The 17,603-nt window shown below is 62.2% G+C and carries 17 protein-coding genes, 1 tRNA gene and 1 riboswitch; of the genes, 9 read left to right on the top strand and 9 right to left on the bottom strand.

The genetic code is table 11. From position 1 onward, the window contains the following. Positions 1-25: 25 nt before the first annotated feature. Together QM596_RS16835 and QM596_RS16830 are read left to right on the top strand one after the other, a co-directional pair. Positions 26-1,372, top strand: a complete 1,347-nt coding sequence (locus tag QM596_RS16835; RefSeq protein WP_019747015.1) for a lysine N(6)-hydroxylase/L-ornithine N(5)-oxygenase family protein — start codon at positions 26-28, stop codon at positions 1,370-1,372. Further along, positions 1,369-1,617 carry an MbtH family protein gene (locus QM596_RS16830; RefSeq protein ID WP_003945538.1) on the top strand — a complete coding sequence of 83 codons (249 nt, stop codon included), beginning with the start codon at positions 1,369-1,371 and terminating at the stop codon, positions 1,615-1,617. The genes QM596_RS16835 and QM596_RS16830 overlap by 4 nt, the downstream gene beginning before the upstream one ends. Positions 1,618-1,700: 83 nt before the next feature. Here the strand turns inward: QM596_RS16830 and QM596_RS16825 are convergent, their stop codons facing one another. Then, positions 1,701-3,128, bottom strand: a complete 1,428-nt coding sequence (locus QM596_RS16825; protein WP_019747016.1) for a threonine/serine exporter family protein — start codon at positions 3,126-3,128, stop codon at positions 1,701-1,703. Positions 3,129-3,250: 122 nt separating this feature from the next. Here QM596_RS16825 and QM596_RS16820 point away from each other — a divergent pair. Further along, positions 3,251-3,322, top strand: a tRNA-Thr gene (locus QM596_RS16820). A gap of 89 nt (positions 3,323-3,411) precedes the next feature. On the opposite strand, the gene QM596_RS16815 is transcribed toward QM596_RS16820, so the two are convergent. From QM596_RS16815 to QM596_RS16790, 6 genes are all read right to left on the bottom strand, one after another. Continuing rightward, complete coding sequence (locus tag QM596_RS16815; RefSeq protein WP_020968516.1) at positions 3,412-4,209, bottom strand: GAF and ANTAR domain-containing protein; 798 nt, start codon at positions 4,207-4,209, stop codon at positions 3,412-3,414. Positions 4,210-4,686: 477 nt separating this feature from the next. After that, positions 4,687-5,502, bottom strand: a complete 816-nt coding sequence (locus QM596_RS16810; RefSeq protein WP_019747018.1) for a hypothetical protein — start codon at positions 5,500-5,502, stop codon at positions 4,687-4,689. 47 nt (positions 5,503-5,549) lie between these two features. Continuing rightward, positions 5,550-5,864: a DMT family transporter gene (locus QM596_RS16805; protein ID WP_020906330.1), complete on the bottom strand. Its 315-nt coding sequence runs from the start codon at positions 5,862-5,864 to the stop codon at positions 5,550-5,552. 14 nt (positions 5,865-5,878) lie between these two features. After that, positions 5,879-5,944, bottom strand: a riboswitch (guanidine-III (ykkC-III) riboswitch). A 43-nt stretch (positions 5,945-5,987) separates the two neighbouring features. Further along, positions 5,988-6,764 (bottom strand): hypothetical protein, encoded by a 777-nt coding sequence (locus tag QM596_RS16800; RefSeq protein WP_283309493.1) that lies wholly within the window; start codon positions 6,762-6,764, stop codon positions 5,988-5,990. Positions 6,765-6,815: 51 nt separating this feature from the next. Continuing rightward, positions 6,816-7,262, bottom strand: a complete 447-nt coding sequence (locus QM596_RS16795) for a hypothetical protein (RefSeq protein WP_283309491.1) — start codon at positions 7,260-7,262, stop codon at positions 6,816-6,818. After that, positions 7,249-7,725 (bottom strand): hypothetical protein, encoded by a 477-nt coding sequence (locus QM596_RS16790; RefSeq protein WP_030534692.1) that lies wholly within the window; start codon positions 7,723-7,725, stop codon positions 7,249-7,251. The genes QM596_RS16795 and QM596_RS16790 overlap by 14 nt, the downstream gene beginning before the upstream one ends. 188 nt (positions 7,726-7,913) lie before the next feature. Here QM596_RS16790 and QM596_RS16785 point away from each other — a divergent pair, with 188 nt between their 5' ends. Both QM596_RS16785 and QM596_RS16780 read left to right on the top strand, forming a co-directional pair. After that, a complete protein-coding gene (locus QM596_RS16785; protein ID WP_007734368.1) occupies positions 7,914-8,630 on the top strand; it encodes a response regulator transcription factor in 717 nt (238 codons plus the stop codon). Continuing rightward, complete coding sequence (locus QM596_RS16780) at positions 8,627-10,078, top strand: sensor histidine kinase (protein WP_051720768.1); 1,452 nt, start codon at positions 8,627-8,629, stop codon at positions 10,076-10,078. The genes QM596_RS16785 and QM596_RS16780 overlap by 4 nt, the downstream gene beginning before the upstream one ends. A gap of 24 nt (positions 10,079-10,102) precedes the next feature. Here QM596_RS16780 and QM596_RS16775 read toward each other — a convergent pair whose 3' ends face one another. Together QM596_RS16775 and QM596_RS16770 are read right to left on the bottom strand one after the other, a co-directional pair. Continuing rightward, positions 10,103-11,413: an alanine racemase gene (locus QM596_RS16775; protein WP_283309488.1), complete on the bottom strand. Its 1,311-nt coding sequence runs from the start codon at positions 11,411-11,413 to the stop codon at positions 10,103-10,105. 47 nt (positions 11,414-11,460) lie between these two features. Next, on the bottom strand, positions 11,461-12,936 hold the full coding sequence (locus tag QM596_RS16770) for an amidohydrolase family protein (RefSeq protein WP_019747024.1): 1,476 nt from the start codon (positions 12,934-12,936) through the stop codon (positions 11,461-11,463). Between the two features lie 203 nt (positions 12,937-13,139). Between QM596_RS16770 and QM596_RS16765 the strand changes: the two genes are divergently transcribed. The 4 genes from QM596_RS16765 (at position 13,140) to QM596_RS16750 (ending at position 17,601) form a co-directional block, all read left to right on the top strand. Then, positions 13,140-13,985 carry a M55 family metallopeptidase gene (locus QM596_RS16765; protein ID WP_019747026.1) on the top strand — a complete coding sequence of 282 codons (846 nt, stop codon included), beginning with the start codon at positions 13,140-13,142 and terminating at the stop codon, positions 13,983-13,985. Between the two features lie 208 nt (positions 13,986-14,193). After that, on the top strand, positions 14,194-15,474 hold the full coding sequence (locus tag QM596_RS16760) for an MFS transporter (RefSeq protein ID WP_019747027.1): 1,281 nt from the start codon (positions 14,194-14,196) through the stop codon (positions 15,472-15,474). A gap of 14 nt (positions 15,475-15,488) precedes the next feature. Continuing rightward, the gene (locus QM596_RS16755) at positions 15,489-16,346 is read left to right on the top strand and encodes a tryptophan 2,3-dioxygenase (protein WP_019747028.1); all 858 of its coding nucleotides are present in this window, start codon (positions 15,489-15,491) and stop codon (positions 16,344-16,346) included. 160 nt (positions 16,347-16,506) lie between these two features. Next, positions 16,507-17,601, top strand: a complete 1,095-nt coding sequence (locus tag QM596_RS16750; RefSeq protein ID WP_097387834.1) for a M20 family metallopeptidase — start codon at positions 16,507-16,509, stop codon at positions 17,599-17,601. Positions 17,602-17,603: the final 2 nt, after the last annotated feature.

The raw sequence follows: 17,603 nt of genomic DNA, 5'->3' as shown, positions 1-17,603 counted from the left end.
TCCCGTCGGGGATGGACTACCTGTAATGAGTGAATCACCGAGAGACTCCAGCGCCGAACCCGCCGTGGTCGACATCGTCGGCGTCGGGTTCGGTCCGGCCAACCTCGCGTTGGCCATCGCTGTCGAAGAACACAATGCAAATTGTGCAGCCGTTGATCGGGTGAATGCGCGGTTCTTCGAAAAGCAGTCTCAGTTCGCGTGGCATCCCGGGATGCTGCTCGACGGTGCCACGATGCAGATCGCGTTTCCGAAGGACCTGGTGACGTTCCGTAACCCACAGAGCGGATACAGCTTCTTCTCGTATCTGTTCGAGCAGGGGCGGCTGGTCGACTTCGTCAACCACCAGACCTTCTTTCCCACGCGCCACGAGTTCAACGACTACCTGTGCTGGGCAGCTCGACGAGTCGACGCGGATGTGCAGTTCGGTACAACCGTCGACGGGGTCGAGGGCATCAAGAACTCCGACGGCGTTGTCGATCGCTTTGCGGTTCGCACAGCCGACGGTGAAACGGTGATCGCCCGCAACATCGTCGTCGGCGCCGGATTGAAAGAGCGGATCCCGGAGTGGGCAACGCCGTCGTCCCGGTGCTTCCACAACCACCAGTTCCTCTTCCACCTCGAAGCGATGCCTGAGCCCGTGCACAACAGGTTCGTTGTTCTCGGTGCCGGTCAGAGTGCCGCGGAGATCGTCGACTACCTGCACGCGAACTACCCGAACGCCGAAGTCCACAGTGTTTTTGCCCGCTACGGCTACAGCCCCGCAGACGACAGCCCGTACGCAAATCGCATCTTCGATCCCGAAGCCGTCGATCAACTGCACGGCGCCGACGCCGCGGAACGACGTCGACTTCTCGATCTGCACCGCAGTACCAATTACTCGGTCGTCGACATCGAACTGATCAACAAGCTCTATGCCACCGAGTATCAGGAGATGGTTCGCGGGCCGAGGCGACTGTTCATGCGTCGGGCCTCGGAGATCACGAGTGCCGTGGAGACCGAATCCGGCATCGAACTGGCCGTCCGCAGCAACCTCGACGGTTTGACCGACACGCTGTCGTGCGACGCACTCATTCTGGCCACGGGTTTCACCCCGGCACCGCTGGACAATTTGTTGGGTGAACTCGTGCCGGATTCGTCCGTTCCGCGTAACGTCAGTCGGGATTATCGACTGGCTGTAACGGAGGACGTGACAGGCGGTATCTATCTGCAGGGTGGGACAGAACAGACTCACGGATTGACGTCGTCGCTGCTGTCGAACGTGGCAGTGCGGGCGGGGGAGATTCTGGCGTCGGTGCTGAGCCACCAGAACCGAACTGGTGCGCTTGCTAGTCTGGGCGCACAAGACACGTACGTGACGAGTGAGGCGAGATGAGCACTAACCCTTTCGATGACGAAGACGGCCGCTTCTACGTGCTGGTGAACGACGAGGACCAGCACTCGCTGTGGCCCACGTTTTCCGAGGTCCCCGCCGGCTGGCGCGTGGTGTTCGGTGAAGACAGCCGCAAGGCGTGCCTCGAATACGTCGAGGCGAACTGGACCGACATGCGTCCGAAGAGCCTGCGCGAGGCCATGGAAGCCGATCAGGCTGCCGGCGGAAAGCACGCAGTCGAGAGCTGATTCTCTCACTGCTCGGAAACCCCCGAGTGAACCGAAAGAGCTGGGCACCGTCAGGTGCCCAGCTCTTTCTGCTTGAATCTCTCTTACTTCTCGGTGACGGGAACGCGGCGTTTGCGCTTGCGGACCATCGGTCGGCGTAGCGAGTCCACGCGCATCAGGATTCGTGGACGACGCAGAGTTCGCGCTCCCCATTCGCCGAGCGTCACGCCAGCTGCCAGGGCGCAGCCGATACCGAATGCCGACAGCAAAGCAGTCAGACCGATCAGTACCTGGTCGTTGAGCAGCGCGTACAGGCCTCGGTACAGCGACAGACCGGGGAGCAGGGGAGTGATGCCTGCGACCGCGACGACCAGCGGAGGCGTCAGGGCGCGGCGAGCCATCAGACCACCGGCAAGACCGACGACGGTCGCCGCGATCGCTGCGGCGATCACGGGGCCGACGTCGAGTGTTTGCACGAAGATCGACACACCGCTGCCGGCCGCGCCGCCCAGGAATGCCGCGGTGAGTGCACGCCGCTCGGCGTAGCAGGCAAGAGCGTAGAAGACCGACGCACACGCGCCGGAGAGCATCAGGATCGGCAACTGCGTGATGGTCGATACTTCCACGTTGATCGGTGGAAGCGTCGAACCCAGCATCCCGGTCATTCGCAGTGAGATCGCGACACCCGCGATGATGCCGCCCGTCATCATCACCACTTCGAAGAATCGCGCTACAGCCGTGATCGGAGCGCCCATGATCGCGTCCTGGACCGAGCCCACCAGCGACAGCCCGGACAGCAGAACGACCACTCCGGCCGCGATCACCAGCGACGGCCGGATACTGATCCCCAGCTGATCCTGAAAGGTATAGAGCGTCGCGGCGGGCGCAGCCGCGATGAGACCACCGACAACCTGCTGGAAGAAGAACGGCAACCCGAACCGGTTCAGTACGCGGTTGACCCGATCGATAACCATCGTCGTCAGAAACGCGACTGTGGCAACAAGGAACCCGCCGCCGAGCAGGACGGAGACCGAAGCCGCCATCGCTGCCCAGGCCATGGTTGCGGTCCATCGGTTGTACGGGTGCGGCGCCGTCGTGATGGCTGTGAGTGCGTCGTGCGCTTGGTCCGGTGTGATCGCCTCACGGCGGATACGACGCGTCAGACGGTCGACAGCCGCCAGTCGCGTGAAGTCCATCGAGCGGTAGTGGACGATGCGCATCGTGCTCGCCGGCGGTCGCGTCGGGCCGCGATAGGCAGAGAGCACAATCGAGTTGTAAGTGACGTCGACGTCACACTGGGCGAGGCCGTAGGTGGCGGCGATGAACTGCACCTGCTCCGCCGTGTCCATGGCCGCGGTCCCGGAGGCGAGGAGGACTTCGCCGACCCGAACCGCCAGGTCCAGAACTTCTGCGACGACGGCGTCGTCTGTGAGGTCGATCGGTTGTAGCGGCGCGGGAGCCGACGTGACCGTGTCGACGGTGGCTTGGCGGTTTCCCGTCAGGCGTGTGAGTGCTTCGGTGAATTTCGCCATCAGGGGGCGGAGTGGGAGTTGCGCATGGGGCCCACGCTATCTAACGTGACCCGGGCGCGGCCACCGTGACGGCTTGGATATGATGGCTCCGCAAAGTCAGTCGCGGCAACGCGTCGGTCTTCGCCTCCTTAGCTCAGTGGTAGAGCACTCGCCTTGTAAGCGAAAGGTCGTCGGTTCAATCCCGACAGGAGGCTCCGAAAGTAGAGGCACTCACCAAGATTCTGGTGGGTGCCTCTGTGTTTGCCGAAGCACTGTGTTTGCGGAGATGCTGTGTTTGCCGGGTTCAGTTGGTCTCAGGCTTGTTCGTGGCCTGGCGCGGATCGATCGCGCCGTCGATGTACTGCTGGGCGATCACTCGCAGTTTGACGTTGCTGCGCTGTGAGTCCTGGATGAGGATGCGGAAGGCGCGGTCGGCGTCGACGCGGTGGGTGCCCATGATGATGCCCTTGGCCTGTTCGATGACGCCTCTCGATTCGAGTGCACGCTCGAGGTCCATCGCGTGCTTTCTGGCGATGTCGAGGCGCTGCGAGCTGTGCAGTGCGTAGGACGAGGTGACGGCGAACAGTTGGAGCAATGCCACGTCGGCGCCGGTGAAGCCTCGGAGGTCATGGCTGTAGAGATTGAGGGTTCCCAGTGGGCGATCTCTACCGGGCAATGGCATCGACAGAAAGCTGACGGCGCCGACTGCTTTTGCCGCGCTTGCGAATTGAGGCCACCGGCTGTGGGCTTCGCTGGCATGCGCACGTACAACCGTGCCCGTGCGTGACGACGTCACACTCGGTCCGTAGTCCAGTCGGAATTGGATCGAGTCGACGGTGCGAACGAGTTGATGGGTGGCGGCTACGGTTCGGAATGTCGAATCCGAACCGCCGATGGTAATTCCGGCCATGTCGGCGTCGGCGATGAGATCGACGGCGTGTTTGCAGACCTGTTCGAGAAATTGCTCGGCCTGGGCATGTGGATCGAGGTGCGCGTACAGCGATTGCAGGGCGTCCGAGGCGGCGTCCAGGCTGTCCTGCGACGCGGAATTTCGGCCCCCGGTAGGGCCGCGGTGTTCTCTGGCAATGCGCGGCGCCGTCATTGTCTCAACCACCCTTCCCTATCACGTCGCAGGCATGTCCGATTCGTCTTATTGTTGCACCGGACTAACTGTTGTGCACTCTGTTTGGGTGGACAAGTGTCTGGTGGGGCAGACGGTTATGCGGGTGGGATACGTATGCCTAATCGTGATGTTTGGTTCAGTCATTTGCGGGTAGTGCGCCGAGAATGGAATTGCGTTGTCCTGCAACAGTTAACGCGGAAACTGCGACCGCGGTACAAGTTTTCTCCGCAATGGCGCGCAGGTCGCGAACTTGGCCTATTGTCAGCGCCAGCGCACAATCTTGTACGCGTAACCCGCAGACAGTGAAGGGGATACGACGATGAACGGACTGATCGCGGCTCTGAACAGTGGAATGACCGTTGGCTTGGCCAACACGATTCTGACTTTCGGCGGAATCATCATCAATCTCAACATCGTGATCAACAACTGACCGCGTAATCGGCGAGTAACCGTTTGTTATGCCGATTCGATCGGAAGGTCCGGCCCTGGGCGTTCGCCCTTGCTCTTGAGCCAGCGATTGGGAAGCTTGCCGGCCAGTTCTCCGAGTGGACCGACTGCAGCACTGAGGATTCCGACTGTTTCCTGGAGTACCTCGATGCTGGCGCTCATTCTCTCGAGGTTGGGGGCGAGCGAAGTCAACGTATCGGACAGTGCAACGATCTGGTCAAGCGGGCCGCCTTCGGCGATGAGCCGTTCGAAGGCGCCGTTCTCCGCCAAGAGCGTTTCGAGGATGCCGTTCTCGGCCAGTGCGCGATCGATGACACCGTCCTTGGCAGTCAGGCGTTCGACGGCACCGTCCTGTGCGGTCAGTCGTTCCAGCGGACCGTCCTCCGCCATCATTCGGTCGAGGAGACCGTCCGGGGCGAGCAACCGTTCCAAGGCGCCGTTCTCGGCGAGCACCCGATCCAGCGGTCCGCCGGGAGCAAGAAGTCTTTCGAGTGGTCCGCCGGGAGCGAGAAGTCGTTCGAGAGTGCCGTCGGGTGCAGTCAGTTTGTCGACCGGGCCGCCGGGGGAGAGAAGGCGATCGAGCGGCCCACCGGGGGCCAAGGCCTGCCCGATGGGCCGATCGTCTGCAGTAAGCGATGACAACTGCTGGATCATCTGCATGGGTCCGCGGGGGCTGGCCAAGCCTGCAGCACCCGCCGTCACGGCACCGGTATTACCGACGGCGATACGGACGGTAGTCACCGTCAGCTCGGCGATACCCAAACTGATCTCTGCGGCTGCAATGCCCGCGCGGAGGGGAAGCGTGAGCATCTCCAGCAGTTTCATGCGTTAACTGTAACCGGTAACACACAAACACTCATCAGGATCGCCGGTCAGTGAAGGACCTTCAGACCGACCACACAACCGACGATGCCGAGGATCAGCAGAATCTTGACGACCGACGTGGACTCCGCACCGGTGATCATCGCGTATCCGACGGTCAGGGCGGCGCCGATGCCGACCCAGACCGCGTACGCAGTTCCGATGGGAAGGGTGCGCATTGCATACGCGAGGCCGGCCATACTGACGATCAGGCCGAGGATGAAGACAACGGTGGGTGACATCTTGCTGAATCCGTCGGACTTACCCAGCGCGGTAGCCCAGACAGCTTCGAAAAGTCCGGAAATGACGAGCACGATCCATGCCATGGTGAACAACTCCCAAGGCACCGTCTTTTCGCTGGCCGGGTACGGTGCGCTCGTCCGGATGTCGTCGTTGACCACCCAACCATAGCAACAGAATTCTGCGTTCCGACCCGATCAGCTGGCGATTTAGGTCACCACAGCCGTTCGAACTCTCTTCAGATGGATGGTCGACATGGCCACCACGATCGTCGCCGTCGCAGCGAGAACAGTCAAAGGAATCGGCGTGGTCACGGCGGCCGGTCCGTGTTCCTCGAGCGGAGCGGTCGACCACCCGAATTCCTGCGAGACAGGGTCCAGGAAGGTCGCTGAAACCGAGAACAAGGTAAGAGTGAAGGGAAGTACGAACCCGCTCGCGACTGCTCCGACGGCAACAGGCATGCATGACGCGACGGCCAGTCCCAGCGCAAGTGGGAGGACGAAGACGTAGGCAACCGTGGTCAGGGCGGCATCCAGCAATCCCGAGAGTGCGGTCACGGCAAGGAGTCCCATCCCGAGTTGGGGCATCGGTCTTTTCCAGCCGACGGCGACGCCCAGCGCCAGGGCAGCACCCACCGCGGGCACCGCCCAAGTCCAGTCGGATGAAAAGGAAATCGAGCTGATCGAAACCGCGCCGATTGCGAGTCCGGCGAGTATGAAGCGGGCGTCGTGTTGCGGCAAACGCCAAGCCAGTGCGACGGTAACGGCAACCGCGATCACCATCGCCGTCACCCAGGACCCATGCGATGTCGACGTCGAGCCCAACCGCGCATACAGGGCCGTGAATGCCAGGGGCAGAACAACTCCCAAAGTCACCAGGCGTGTGTCGACGTCGTCCGTCTCTTGACCTGATCGTGCGACCAAGGCGACTCCGGCTACCAGAAGGGTTGCAGCGAGCAGTATCCAGACGGGAACCGTGGACGGCACGGGGTAGGTATCGCCCGGAAGTGCGAGCGACCACCTGGCGATGCGATCGCGTCACAAGTCTGCGGCGCCGAAGTACAGGGTCGTCGCGGTCACCCCGAGTGCGAGAGCAATTTGTGCTGCGCGGTGACTCTTCGTCGGATATGCCGCCGCCGCGAGGAAAGTGCCGGCTCCCATTGCGTTCAGGGTCACCGATATCGAGGCGGAGACAGGGACGAATGCTGGTAGCGCGATGACGAGGGCGCCAACGGCAGCGAAGACACTCGCGAGTCCGCCACGTCCCCAGCGATGTAGTAGCGCAACACCGACCGTCGCAACCACAGCGGCAGTTGCGCCCGCCCACTGCGGCGTGATCACCACCGAGGTGAGGCCGTCGTCGGAGAACGAGAAGTCGTCAACTCGAGACTCGGCCACTGCGTACGCGGCCACCACACCGCCGACCACCGCAGACGCCACCGAACCGTAGAGCTGAGCGATTTGAACTGGGCTACGTTGCTGCATAATTCGTCGAATTTTTGCACAACTCGCCGATACGACTGATCGTCGCATCGCCGTGCGGATCCATCCACACCGGTTCCCCGTCTCGAAGTCGAGGAACAAGTAGATGGCGCCCTCGGCTCGGCCACTGAACGAAGTCGTACCCGGCCAATTTGGTCTGAACGATATCGGCGACCCATACCGCAGCGTCCGCGAATTCAGTGTCCATCGACAGTGCGTTGAAGTAGCTGAATCCGCCGATGTCACGTGCGCCTTGCCAGCCGATCGTGACGTTGTAGTCGCTGTTGATCGAAAACTCCCAGATCAGACGGTCGACAACAACTTCAGGTCCGAATCGCAGGCAACGCAGATCTTGGGCAACAGCCGCGAGGGCTTGTGCCCAAGACTCCGGTGGCGCGAAGCCGGGATCCTCGCCGGGATCGGAGTTGTTGGTGAACAGAGGAATACGCCAGGTCAAGCATTCCATGTTCCACAGTCATTCCATGTTCCACAGTCATTCCATGTTCCACAGTGGAGGTAGTGACATGCCGCATCCTTCCGGTTCGTGGGCCTGTACCCCAGCTTTTCACCTGCACCCGGCTTTTCACCTGCACTCAGCCGTTCACAGGAAGCTCCCAGGGAACATACAGCGAGAATCCAGTGGCAGGGGAGAAGATGGTTCTCGTGACCGACAAGACCCCCGAAGCCCGCATCCTCGTCGTCGACGACGAACCCACCATCGTGGAGTTGCTCTCCGTGAGCCTCCGATTCCAGGGCTTCGAGGTGGCAACTGCTTCGAGCGGCGCCCAAGGCCTGGACGTCGCAAGGACATTCCGTCCCGACGCGATTGTTCTCGACGTCATGATGCCCGGGATGGACGGCTTCGGTCTGCTTCGACGCCTCCGTGCCGACGGTGTGGACGCACCGGTCCTGTTTCTGACGGCGAAGGATTCGCTCGACGACAAGATCAGCGGCCTGACCCTCGGCGCGGACGACTACGTGACCAAGCCGTTCAGCCTCGAAGAGGTCGTGACGAGGTTGCGGGTCATCCTGCGCCGCGCCGGCCGCGGGGTCGCACCGGAGCAGTCGCCGCGGGTGAAGTTCGCCGACATCGAACTCGACGACGACACCCGCGAGGTCTGGAAGAAGGGCGAGTTGGTTGCACTCTCACCCACCGAATTCACACTGCTCCGATACTTCATGGTCAACGCCGGGACGGTTCTCAGCAAGCCTCGAATTCTCGACCACGTCTGGAACTACGACTTCGGCGGGGAAGTCGGAGTTGTCGAGTCCTACGTGTCCTACCTGCGGCGCAAGGTGGATACGGGGGAGACACCGCTGATTCACACATTGCGTGGGGTCGGCTACGTGATGCGTGAACCGCGGCAATGATCGCCGCCGCGGAAAACGATCAGCTTCCGAAGCGGGGTCGTTTCCGTCTCCATTCACTGCCGCTGCGCTTCACCCTGGTTGCGGCCTTGCTGGTGTTGGCGGCACTGGGTCTGTTGGCGTCTGGCGTCGCGGTCACTTCAGCTCTCGAGAATTCACTGACCCAGCGAACCGACAAAACGCTGTACGAGGCGGTCGACGGCTGGGCAAAGCCTCACACCAGAGATTTGCAGCCACCCAGCGATGTCGGTCCGCAAACTCGTCCGCCCAGTCCCTTCTTCGTTCGGACGGTGACCCCGGACGGGAAGGTGATCACTCTCAACGACAAGTCGACGACGACCGAACCCGACCTGTCGAAAGATTCCACCGACGGCCCGATCACCGTCGGATCGAGCGACGGTTCGGACGTGAACTGGCGCGTGCTCACGACGGTTCGCGACGGCACGACCACGACTATCGGTGTGCGACTGACGGATATCGAACAGACCGTCGACGACCTGGTCGGCCTGCAACTCGGCATCGGCCTGGTTGTCCTGCTGATCCTCGGCGGCGGAGCGTATTTCGTGGTTCGTCGGAGCCTTCGTCCGCTGGTCGAGGTTGAGGAAACTGCCGCTGCCATTGCCGCCGGCGACCTTCATCGACGGGTCCCGGAGCGTGACGACCGCACCGAGGTCGGCCGACTGTCGGTGGCGCTCAACGGAATGCTCGCGCAGATTCAACACGCATTTGCCGCGACCGAGGCTTCGGAGGAATCAGCACGGCGTTCCGAGGAGAAGATGCGTAGGTTTGTCGGCGACGCGAGCCACGAGTTGCGCACACCCTTGACGACTATTCGTGGGTTCGCCGAGTTGTATCGCCAAGGCGCCATGACGGATACGGAAACGCTGATGAACCGGATCGAGGGCGAGGCGTCGAGGATGGGACTTCTGGTCGAAGATCTACTCATGCTGGCAAGACTCGACGAACAGCGTCCACTCGAGAACAAGCCGGTGGATCTGCTTGCAGTTGCGGCGGATTCGGTACAGGCGGCACGAGCGATCGCACCGGATCGAACTGTCGAACTTCAGATGACCGGCGGCCCAGGCCTGCCCGAAGTGCAGGGTGACGAGGCCAGGCTGCGTCAGGTACTTGCCAATCTGGTGGGCAACGCGATCAAACACACTCCGCCGGATGCGCAGGTCACCGTTCGTGTCGGTACGACCGAGAACTCCGCGGTGGTCGAGGTTTCGGATACCGGTCAGGGTTTGAGTGACGAGGATGCCGCGCGGATCTTCGAGCGTTTCTACCGCGCCGACACCTCTCGCACCCGTGAGACCGGGGGCGCCGGTCTCGGCCTGTCCATCGTTTCGGCTTTGGTTGCAGCGCACGACGGAACCGTCAGCGTCGAGACCTCCCTCGGGCGGGGGACGACGTTCCGCGTCGAATTGCCGCGTGACCCGAAGGACGACTGACGCCGGATTACCGCAACCGGCCCTTCAGAAGTAGGTGTGCACCGTGCCGACGACGCGGTAATCCGAATCGACCTCGGGAATCAGTGACCACTTGTCGAACGTGGTGCAGGGATGCGAGATTCCGCAACCGAGCAGATCGCCGACGGTCACGTCGAAGTCAGCCGGAACGTCGACGTACGCGTGCTGGTCGTTGAGCGCGGTGATGGTCAGTTCTCGCGCTGATCGGTTGGATCCGTCGCGTCGGCGCCACAGGACTATGGGAAAGCCTGCGTCGGAACCGACATCGCGGCGGCCGAAGCCCAGGATCACCCGTCCGGGTTCAGGTATTGAGAGCACTACGCCCCAGACCTCTGCGGCTCCCTGCAGAGTTCGCGGACCGTCAGCCCACGGCGAAGTCTCGGCATAGAGACCGTGATCGTGAGTGATGTAGCAACCGCTGCGCAGCACGACGCGTACACCGTTGTCCACTGCCCACCGTCCGGCCAGTTCGCGTACAACGAGATCGTGAAATGCACTGCCGCCGAAAGTGACCAGCGGCCGGGGAGCCTTCGGAGAATTGTTCTCGAAGAGGTTCTCGGCCACACAGATTTCCGTGAACACCCGCGCGGATTTGAGATACGAATCGACGGAAATACGGCGGGCTGCTACCGAGGCTCCGGGCATCATGCCCTCGAAACCCTCGACTCCGGTGAGAATCAACGAAGGAGCCTGCGACGCTGCGCGTGCGACGTCGAGTGCTTGCTCGACAGTGCGAGCGCCCGCGCGTCCGCTGTCGTAGCCGAGTTCGACGAGAACCCGGATACGGCTGGCTGGTGAGACTTTCGCGATCAACTGTTCCATCAGACGGACGCTCTCGACCGAGTCCACGAGGGTGGTGACGAAGAAATCGGGGTCGGTGGCCTGGGCGTCGCAGATCCACCGAATGCCGGCGGGATCGAGCACCTGACTGGCGATGATGATGGTGTCCACACCGAACTCACGCAGAATGCGTGCCTGCGCAACGGTTGCCGCCGTCATCGCCCAAGCCCCGGCGTCGAGTTGCCGACGAACCAGTTCGGGGCTCATCGTGGTCTTCGCGTGGGGCGCCAGATCCACATCGTGATCGGAGCAGAACTGCGCCATGAGGTCGACATTGTGCGCGATCGCTGCACGATCGAGTGTCATCACGGGTAGCAGGAGGTTGCCGTCGAGCGCAGAGATCCCCAGTGGCTCCAGGTCGGAGCCGTCGCGACCTTCGAGGTCGGTGCCGAATGCCTTGTGCTGCCAACCGATCGGGGGGTTCGCGAAATCCGTCATGGCATCGATTGTGCCGTTGATTGCAGACGATGTGTTCATGTGTGGTGACTTTCTGTCAGAACTATGCAGGTCAGAACGAGATCCGGCTATGAGCGGCGTACCGGGCGACCGGGCAACGCGTCCTGGACCACGGCACCGCCTTCGACGACGGGTACGCCGCCGACCAGCACGCGGCTGATTCCGGTGGAGGGACGGATGCCGTCGATGTAGGTGGCGTTGTCGGTGATTCGCTCGGGGTCGAAAACGAGGATGTCCGCGTCGCTACCGGGGCTGATCCGACCTTTCGTCGCCATCGAGGGAACCGACTCCTCCAGAATCTGCGCGGGGATCAACGAGCAGCGCGCGATGATCTCCGACAGCGACAGCAGTTGACGCTCGCGGTACAGCGTACGAATCGCTCGCGCATAGGTGCCGGCGCCGCGTGGGTGGCCGAGCGCCTTCTCCGGCAGTGGCCACTGCAACGCGTCCGCTGCGGTACGACCGGGCCAGGTCAGTGGCATCGCGTCGCTCGCGATGGCGGCACGGTCGAAAGTCATCGCGCGTTCGAGGAATTCGCGCTGCACGGTGTCGTTCTCGTCGAGGAACTCCACCAACACCAGTCCGCCGGGGTCGGTTGCCCGAAGATGCTCCAGCTGCTTGCGGTCCGCGATACGTTCACCGGTGGGCACGAAAGTCAGCGATCGTGGTGTCAGATTCATCAGATGCAGCTTGTCTGGATCGAGAAACGCAGCTCCGACGGCCGTCGAGCCTGACCCGTACGGATACGCCTCTGTCGTGACGCGAGATCCGGCTGCCTGGACCTGAGCCACCACGGACAGTGCATGGTCGACGTGCATTCCCGAGGTGCTGTTGACGTGGCAGTAGTGCATGTGCGCGCCGGTTTCGGCTGCTGCACGGGCGATTTCGACGGCGCCGTCCACCGGGCTCGACGGGTCGGCCGAGATGAGTGGGCGCGCATGGGTGTAAGTGGGAACACCGGCTCGGGCCGCGAGATCCGCCACCTGCAGGTACTCGGCCGGATCGGATTTCGGGGCGTACCCGACCACCACGCCGATGCCGAGAGCGCCTGCAGCGAGATCGTTTTCGAGGAGTTCGAGAATGTGGGCGCGCTGGGAGGCGGTGGGTTCGCCCTGCCAGCTCGGGGAACCGACATGGTGCAGGAGAGTCCTGATGTCGCCATCGGGATCGGCGCCCGAGAGTTCGATCATGCGGGCGTGCGCCCACGACGTCGCGTAGCCGTAGTTGATCGGGCGCCCCTCGGCACCGGCACGCGCATATGCCTTCGCAACAGGAATGACGCCTGCCTCCAGTTCTAGGGCCGTCGTCACTCCGTCCAACGCCTGAAGTCGCTGCTCGGCGATTTCCTGTCCGTGGCTGTGCAGGTCGATGAATCCGGGGCAGATCACCTGACCGGTCACGTCGATCGTCTGCCGAGCCTCGATCGCGTCGTGACCCCACGCCGAGACCTTGCCGTCGGTGATCGCGATGCCCCGAACCTCGTCGGTCCCCGATGCGGGATCGACGACGCGGCCGCCGGTGAACACGATGTCGTGGACCTGCATCAGCGCTGCACTCCTGTCGTTGGTCGAACCGCCTGGCCCGGCGAATGTCCCGATGGTTTCACGGCTCGGGTATCGGATTCTGGTGTGAACGTCCCAAATGGAGGCCGACTCACCGTTCGACCGGACAAGAAACGAATGCAGTCGAGTGTGAAGGTGAAAGCGAAGTTATCAATTCAGCCGATTGAGATCGATGGAGGACAGGAATGCACGTCTATATTTCGGTGGACATGGAGGGTATCGCGGGTATCGCGACGCTCGATCAGACGATCCGTGGCGGTGGCGGCTACCACCGTGCGCAGATGCTCATGACCGCCGAGACCAATGCTGCGATCGCCGGTGCGTTCGACGCCGGTGCGACGAGCGTCCTGGTCAACGACAGCCACGGAACGATGGACAACCTGCTTCACGCCGATCTGGATCCACGGGCGCGCCTGATCTTCGGATCACCCAAGATGCAGTGCATGGCCGAAGGAATGACGTCGGATCACGACGTCGCCCTGTTTGTCGGCTATCACGCACCAGCTGGTGGACCCGGCGTCTTGGCGCACACGTTCTCGAGTTTGTTCGCCGACGTCCGCCTCGACGGCAAGTCCGTCTCCGAGACCGACGTCAACACCCTCTACGCTGCCACCCAGGGCGTTCCCGTCGGTCTCGTGACGGGTGACGACATCATCTGTGGCTTGGTGGACGCGGCCTCGCCGACAACCGAGACCGTCGAGGTCAAGAAGGCACACGGATGGTCGGCAACCAATTCGCTGCCGCCGTCGCTGGCGTGCGAGCAGATCCGAGCAGGCGCCGAGCGCGCAGTGCGCAAGGCCGACACACTGAAGCCGGTCGAGCTGCGTGACGAATGGACCCTCGAGATCGTTCACCCCACCACTACGGGAGCTGAACTCGCCGAGGCTGTTCCCGGCTCACGACGGATTTCGGATCGTACGATTTCGCACACACTCGGCAGCGTCGACGACATTCTCGGCCTGATCACTGTCAATGCTCGGCTTGCAGCCGCAGGCGTCTCGACGATCGTGGCAGTCGCCAATCGCACGTGATGAAGTAGCGACTCTATCGCGAAATGCCGCCGACGCCGTGTGCGTCGGCGGCATTTGTCATCTACTGGGGCAGAACATGTTCCGACCGACCAAACGTTGCTTCAGGTATTGGTGAAACGGACCAATGCGGTAGACGTGTTCGCTGTCACACTTCATCAGTCTTTTCAATGTTCTAGTCCATGCGGCACAAGACAATTCGGGAGGCTTGATGAAGGCGGAACGCGTCACAGTGGAAGAATCATCGCGGGGGACCGGCGGTTCGGTTCGAAACATGTTGGACAACAGGTCGATTCGTCGCACAACCACCGTTACGGTGGGGCTGCTCAGTACTATCTGGTTGATCGACATGGTGGATCGCGTCATGATCGGGCTTGCGCTTCCGATGATCGGCGACGAATTCTCGCTCAGCAGTACGCAGTTGGGTGGTGTGATTTCGGTCTTCGCGATCTTCTACATGCTCGGGCAGGTCCCCGGCGGAATGTTGGCCGACCGCTTCGGACCCAGGCCACTGTTGATCGTGGCGTTGATCCTGTGGTCGGTGTTCACCGCGTTGACCGGGTTCGCGTGGGGTCTCATCTCGCTGATGGTCATGCGTGCGATGTTCGGTATCAGCCAGGGGCTCTTTCCGGCGGCGTCGTTCAAGGCTTTGGCTGAGCGGACGCGTCCGAAAACCAGAGCGACCGCGATGGGTTTCATGCTCGGCGCCAACAACCTCGGCCCCGGCGTCGCACCGCTGATCATCGCGCCGGTCCTCATGGCCGTGGGGTGGCGGGACGCGTTCTGGCTGGTGGCCATCGTCGGCGCTGTGATCGGCACGGTGGTGTGGTTGGTGCTGCCGGCACCGTTGGACACGGAAATCTCGGAAGATCCGGAGGCTGCGCTGCAACCTCTGGCGAGCGAGCACTCTCGCGCCGCGGTGTTCAAGTCCGCGTCGGTGTGGAAGTTCGCAATTCTGTTCTGCCTGGCCAACATGTCCGCGTACGGTCTGATGACCTGGGTGCCGAGTTATCTGCTCAACGACAAGGGACTCTCGCTGATCGACACGGGAATCTTTGCCGCGATCCCCTTCATCGTCACGGCGCTGGCCACGATCGTGGGCGGGCGGTTGGTGGACAAGTACTTCCACGACCGGGCTCGGATTCTTCTGGTTCCGTGTATGGCCACGTCGGCAGTCCTGTTGTTCCTGATGACCACCGCTGACACCGTCGCGATGTTCACGTTCTACGAGACGTTGGCTCTAGGCATCAGCGGTCTGTGTTCGATGTCGATCTTCGCGATGCCGTTGCGGGCACTTCCTTCCGAATTCCTCGGTTCCGGAATGGGTTTGATCAACGGTTGTGGTCAGTTCGCCGGTTTCATCACCCCGCTCGTGATGGGATGGATGGTGGACCAGTTCTCGTACATGGCTGCATTCGGAGTCCTGGTCGGAGCGACGAGCGCTGCCGCATTGGTGGCCATGATCGTTCCGCAGACCCCGGCGAAATTCTGAGAAGGAGACTGAAGATGTCGGCAACGGACGGCACACGAAAGATCGAAGACGACGTCGTCACCGATTTTTCCGAGAAGATGAGTTACGGGGCCTACCTCGGACTCGATACCCTCCTGGATTCGCAGCATCCGGTGAGTGAGCCGGAACACCACGACGAACTCTTGTTCATCATTCAGCACCAGACCAGCGAGTTGTGGCTCAAGCTGTTTCTCCACGAGATACGGGCGGCCAGAGCAGCGATCGCTGCCGACGACATTCGGGTCGCATTCAAGCGGATCGCACGCGTCAAACACATCCAGGCCACTCTGACCGAACAGTGGTCCGTGTTGGCGACACTGACGCCGGCGGAGTATGCGGAGTTCAGGGGCGTTCTCGGCAACTCGTCGGGGTTCCAGTCGTACCAGTACCGCGCCGTGGAATTCGTGCTCGGGAACAAGAACGCCGGCATGCTGAAGGTGTTCGAATCGGATCCGTCCGCCCATCGATTGTTGGAGACCCTGCTCGGAGAGCCGACGCTGTACGACGAGTTCTGGCGGTACCTGTCCAGGCAGGGTTACGACGTTCCGGCGTCGGCTCTCGAACGAGACGTCAGCGCGCCCTACGTGCGAAACGACGAGCTGATTCCGCTGGTCAAGGCAATCTACGAGAACGTCGAACAGCACTGGACGGCGTACGAGGCATTCGAGGAGTTGGTCGACCTCGAGGAGAGCTTTCAGCTGTGGCGGTTCCGGCATCTTCGGACCGTGCTGCGGGTGATCGGCATGAAGAAGGGGACAGGCGGTTCGAGTGGTGGTGCCGGGTTCCTGCAACGTGCGCTGGAGTTGAGCTTCTTCCCTGAGCTGTTTGCCGCCCGAACAGAGATCGGTACCTGACACACCTGCTTGATGACACACAGTTGCTTGTCACACCCAGCTGTTCGTGACACACGACGAATCCGAGCCCGAAGGACAGGAGTCTTGGACAAGATCCGACAGGGTCGCTTCGGCCAAGCTTGACTGCGAAGTTGCAAGTCGGTGACAGGAGAGCGTCGGAGTGGACAAGAAATCAATGGTGGCGGACCTGGCGGCGCTGGTAACCGCCGAGTCGCCCAGTTCCGACCTCAGCGCAGTCGATGCATGTGCGGACGTGGTGGCCGACATCGGCGAACGCCATCTCGGAAGCGCCCCCGAACGTATCCGTATCGACGGACGCCAGCACTTGCGTTGGTCGTTCGGCGCGGAGCCGAAGGTGATGCTCCTGGGCCATTTCGACACCGTCTGGCCGCTCGGAACGCTCGCGGAGTTGCCCTGGTCGGTCACCGACAACATCGCCACCGGACCCGGAGTCTTCGACATGAAGGCCGGCATCGTCCAGCTCTTCCATGCGCTCGCATCGCTTCCGTCGCTCGACGGGGTGGTCGTGCTCCTCAATTCCGACGAGGAAATCGGCTCCCCGACCTCGCGCGCACTGATCGAGGAGCAAGCCCGTCAGGTCGACGCTGTGCTGGTACTCGAGGCCGCCGCCGACGGCGCGGTGAAGACCGCGCGCAAGGGTATGTCGCTGTACTGCGTCGACATCGAGGGACGCGCTGCACACGCCGGACTGGAACCGGAGCGAGGTGTGAACGCCGTAGTTGAGCTCGCACATCAGATTCAGGCCGTGGTGGAGCTCGCGGACCCGGCGGCGGGAACGTCGGTGGTGCCGTCCGTGATCAGTGGCGGAACCACGACCAATACCGTTGCAGCGCAAGCGCAACTGTGGTGTGACGTTCGCATGTGGTCCGCGAAGGAACAGGAACGCATCGACCGTTCGATCCGTGCGCTGACACCGGCGCTGGCCGAAAGCCGAATCTCGGTGTCCGGAGGACCCAACCGCGGACCACTGGAATCAGTGTCTTCGGAGAAGCTGTACTTTCTCGCTCACCAGGTCAGCAGTGAGAGCGGGTTGGGAATGCTTCGCGACTGCGCAGTCGGCGGTGCGTCGGACGGAAATTTCACTGCCGCAGTCGGAACTCCCACGTTGGACGGCCTCGGTGCCGTCGGCGGTGGTGCCCACGCAGCGACAGAACACGTAGAGATAGATCAGATGATCCCGCGCGCCACCTTGTTGGCCGGTCTGGTGACTCGAATCCTGGAGGGAGGACTGTGACG

This window comes from Rhodococcus sp. IEGM 1406, from assembly GCF_030056745.1.
GTDB classification, from domain to species: domain Bacteria; phylum Actinomycetota; class Actinomycetes; order Mycobacteriales; family Mycobacteriaceae; genus Rhodococcus_F; species Rhodococcus_F erythropolis.
The sequence above is the reverse complement of the archived record's forward strand: the minus strand, read 5'-3'. Positions and strand labels throughout refer to the sequence as shown.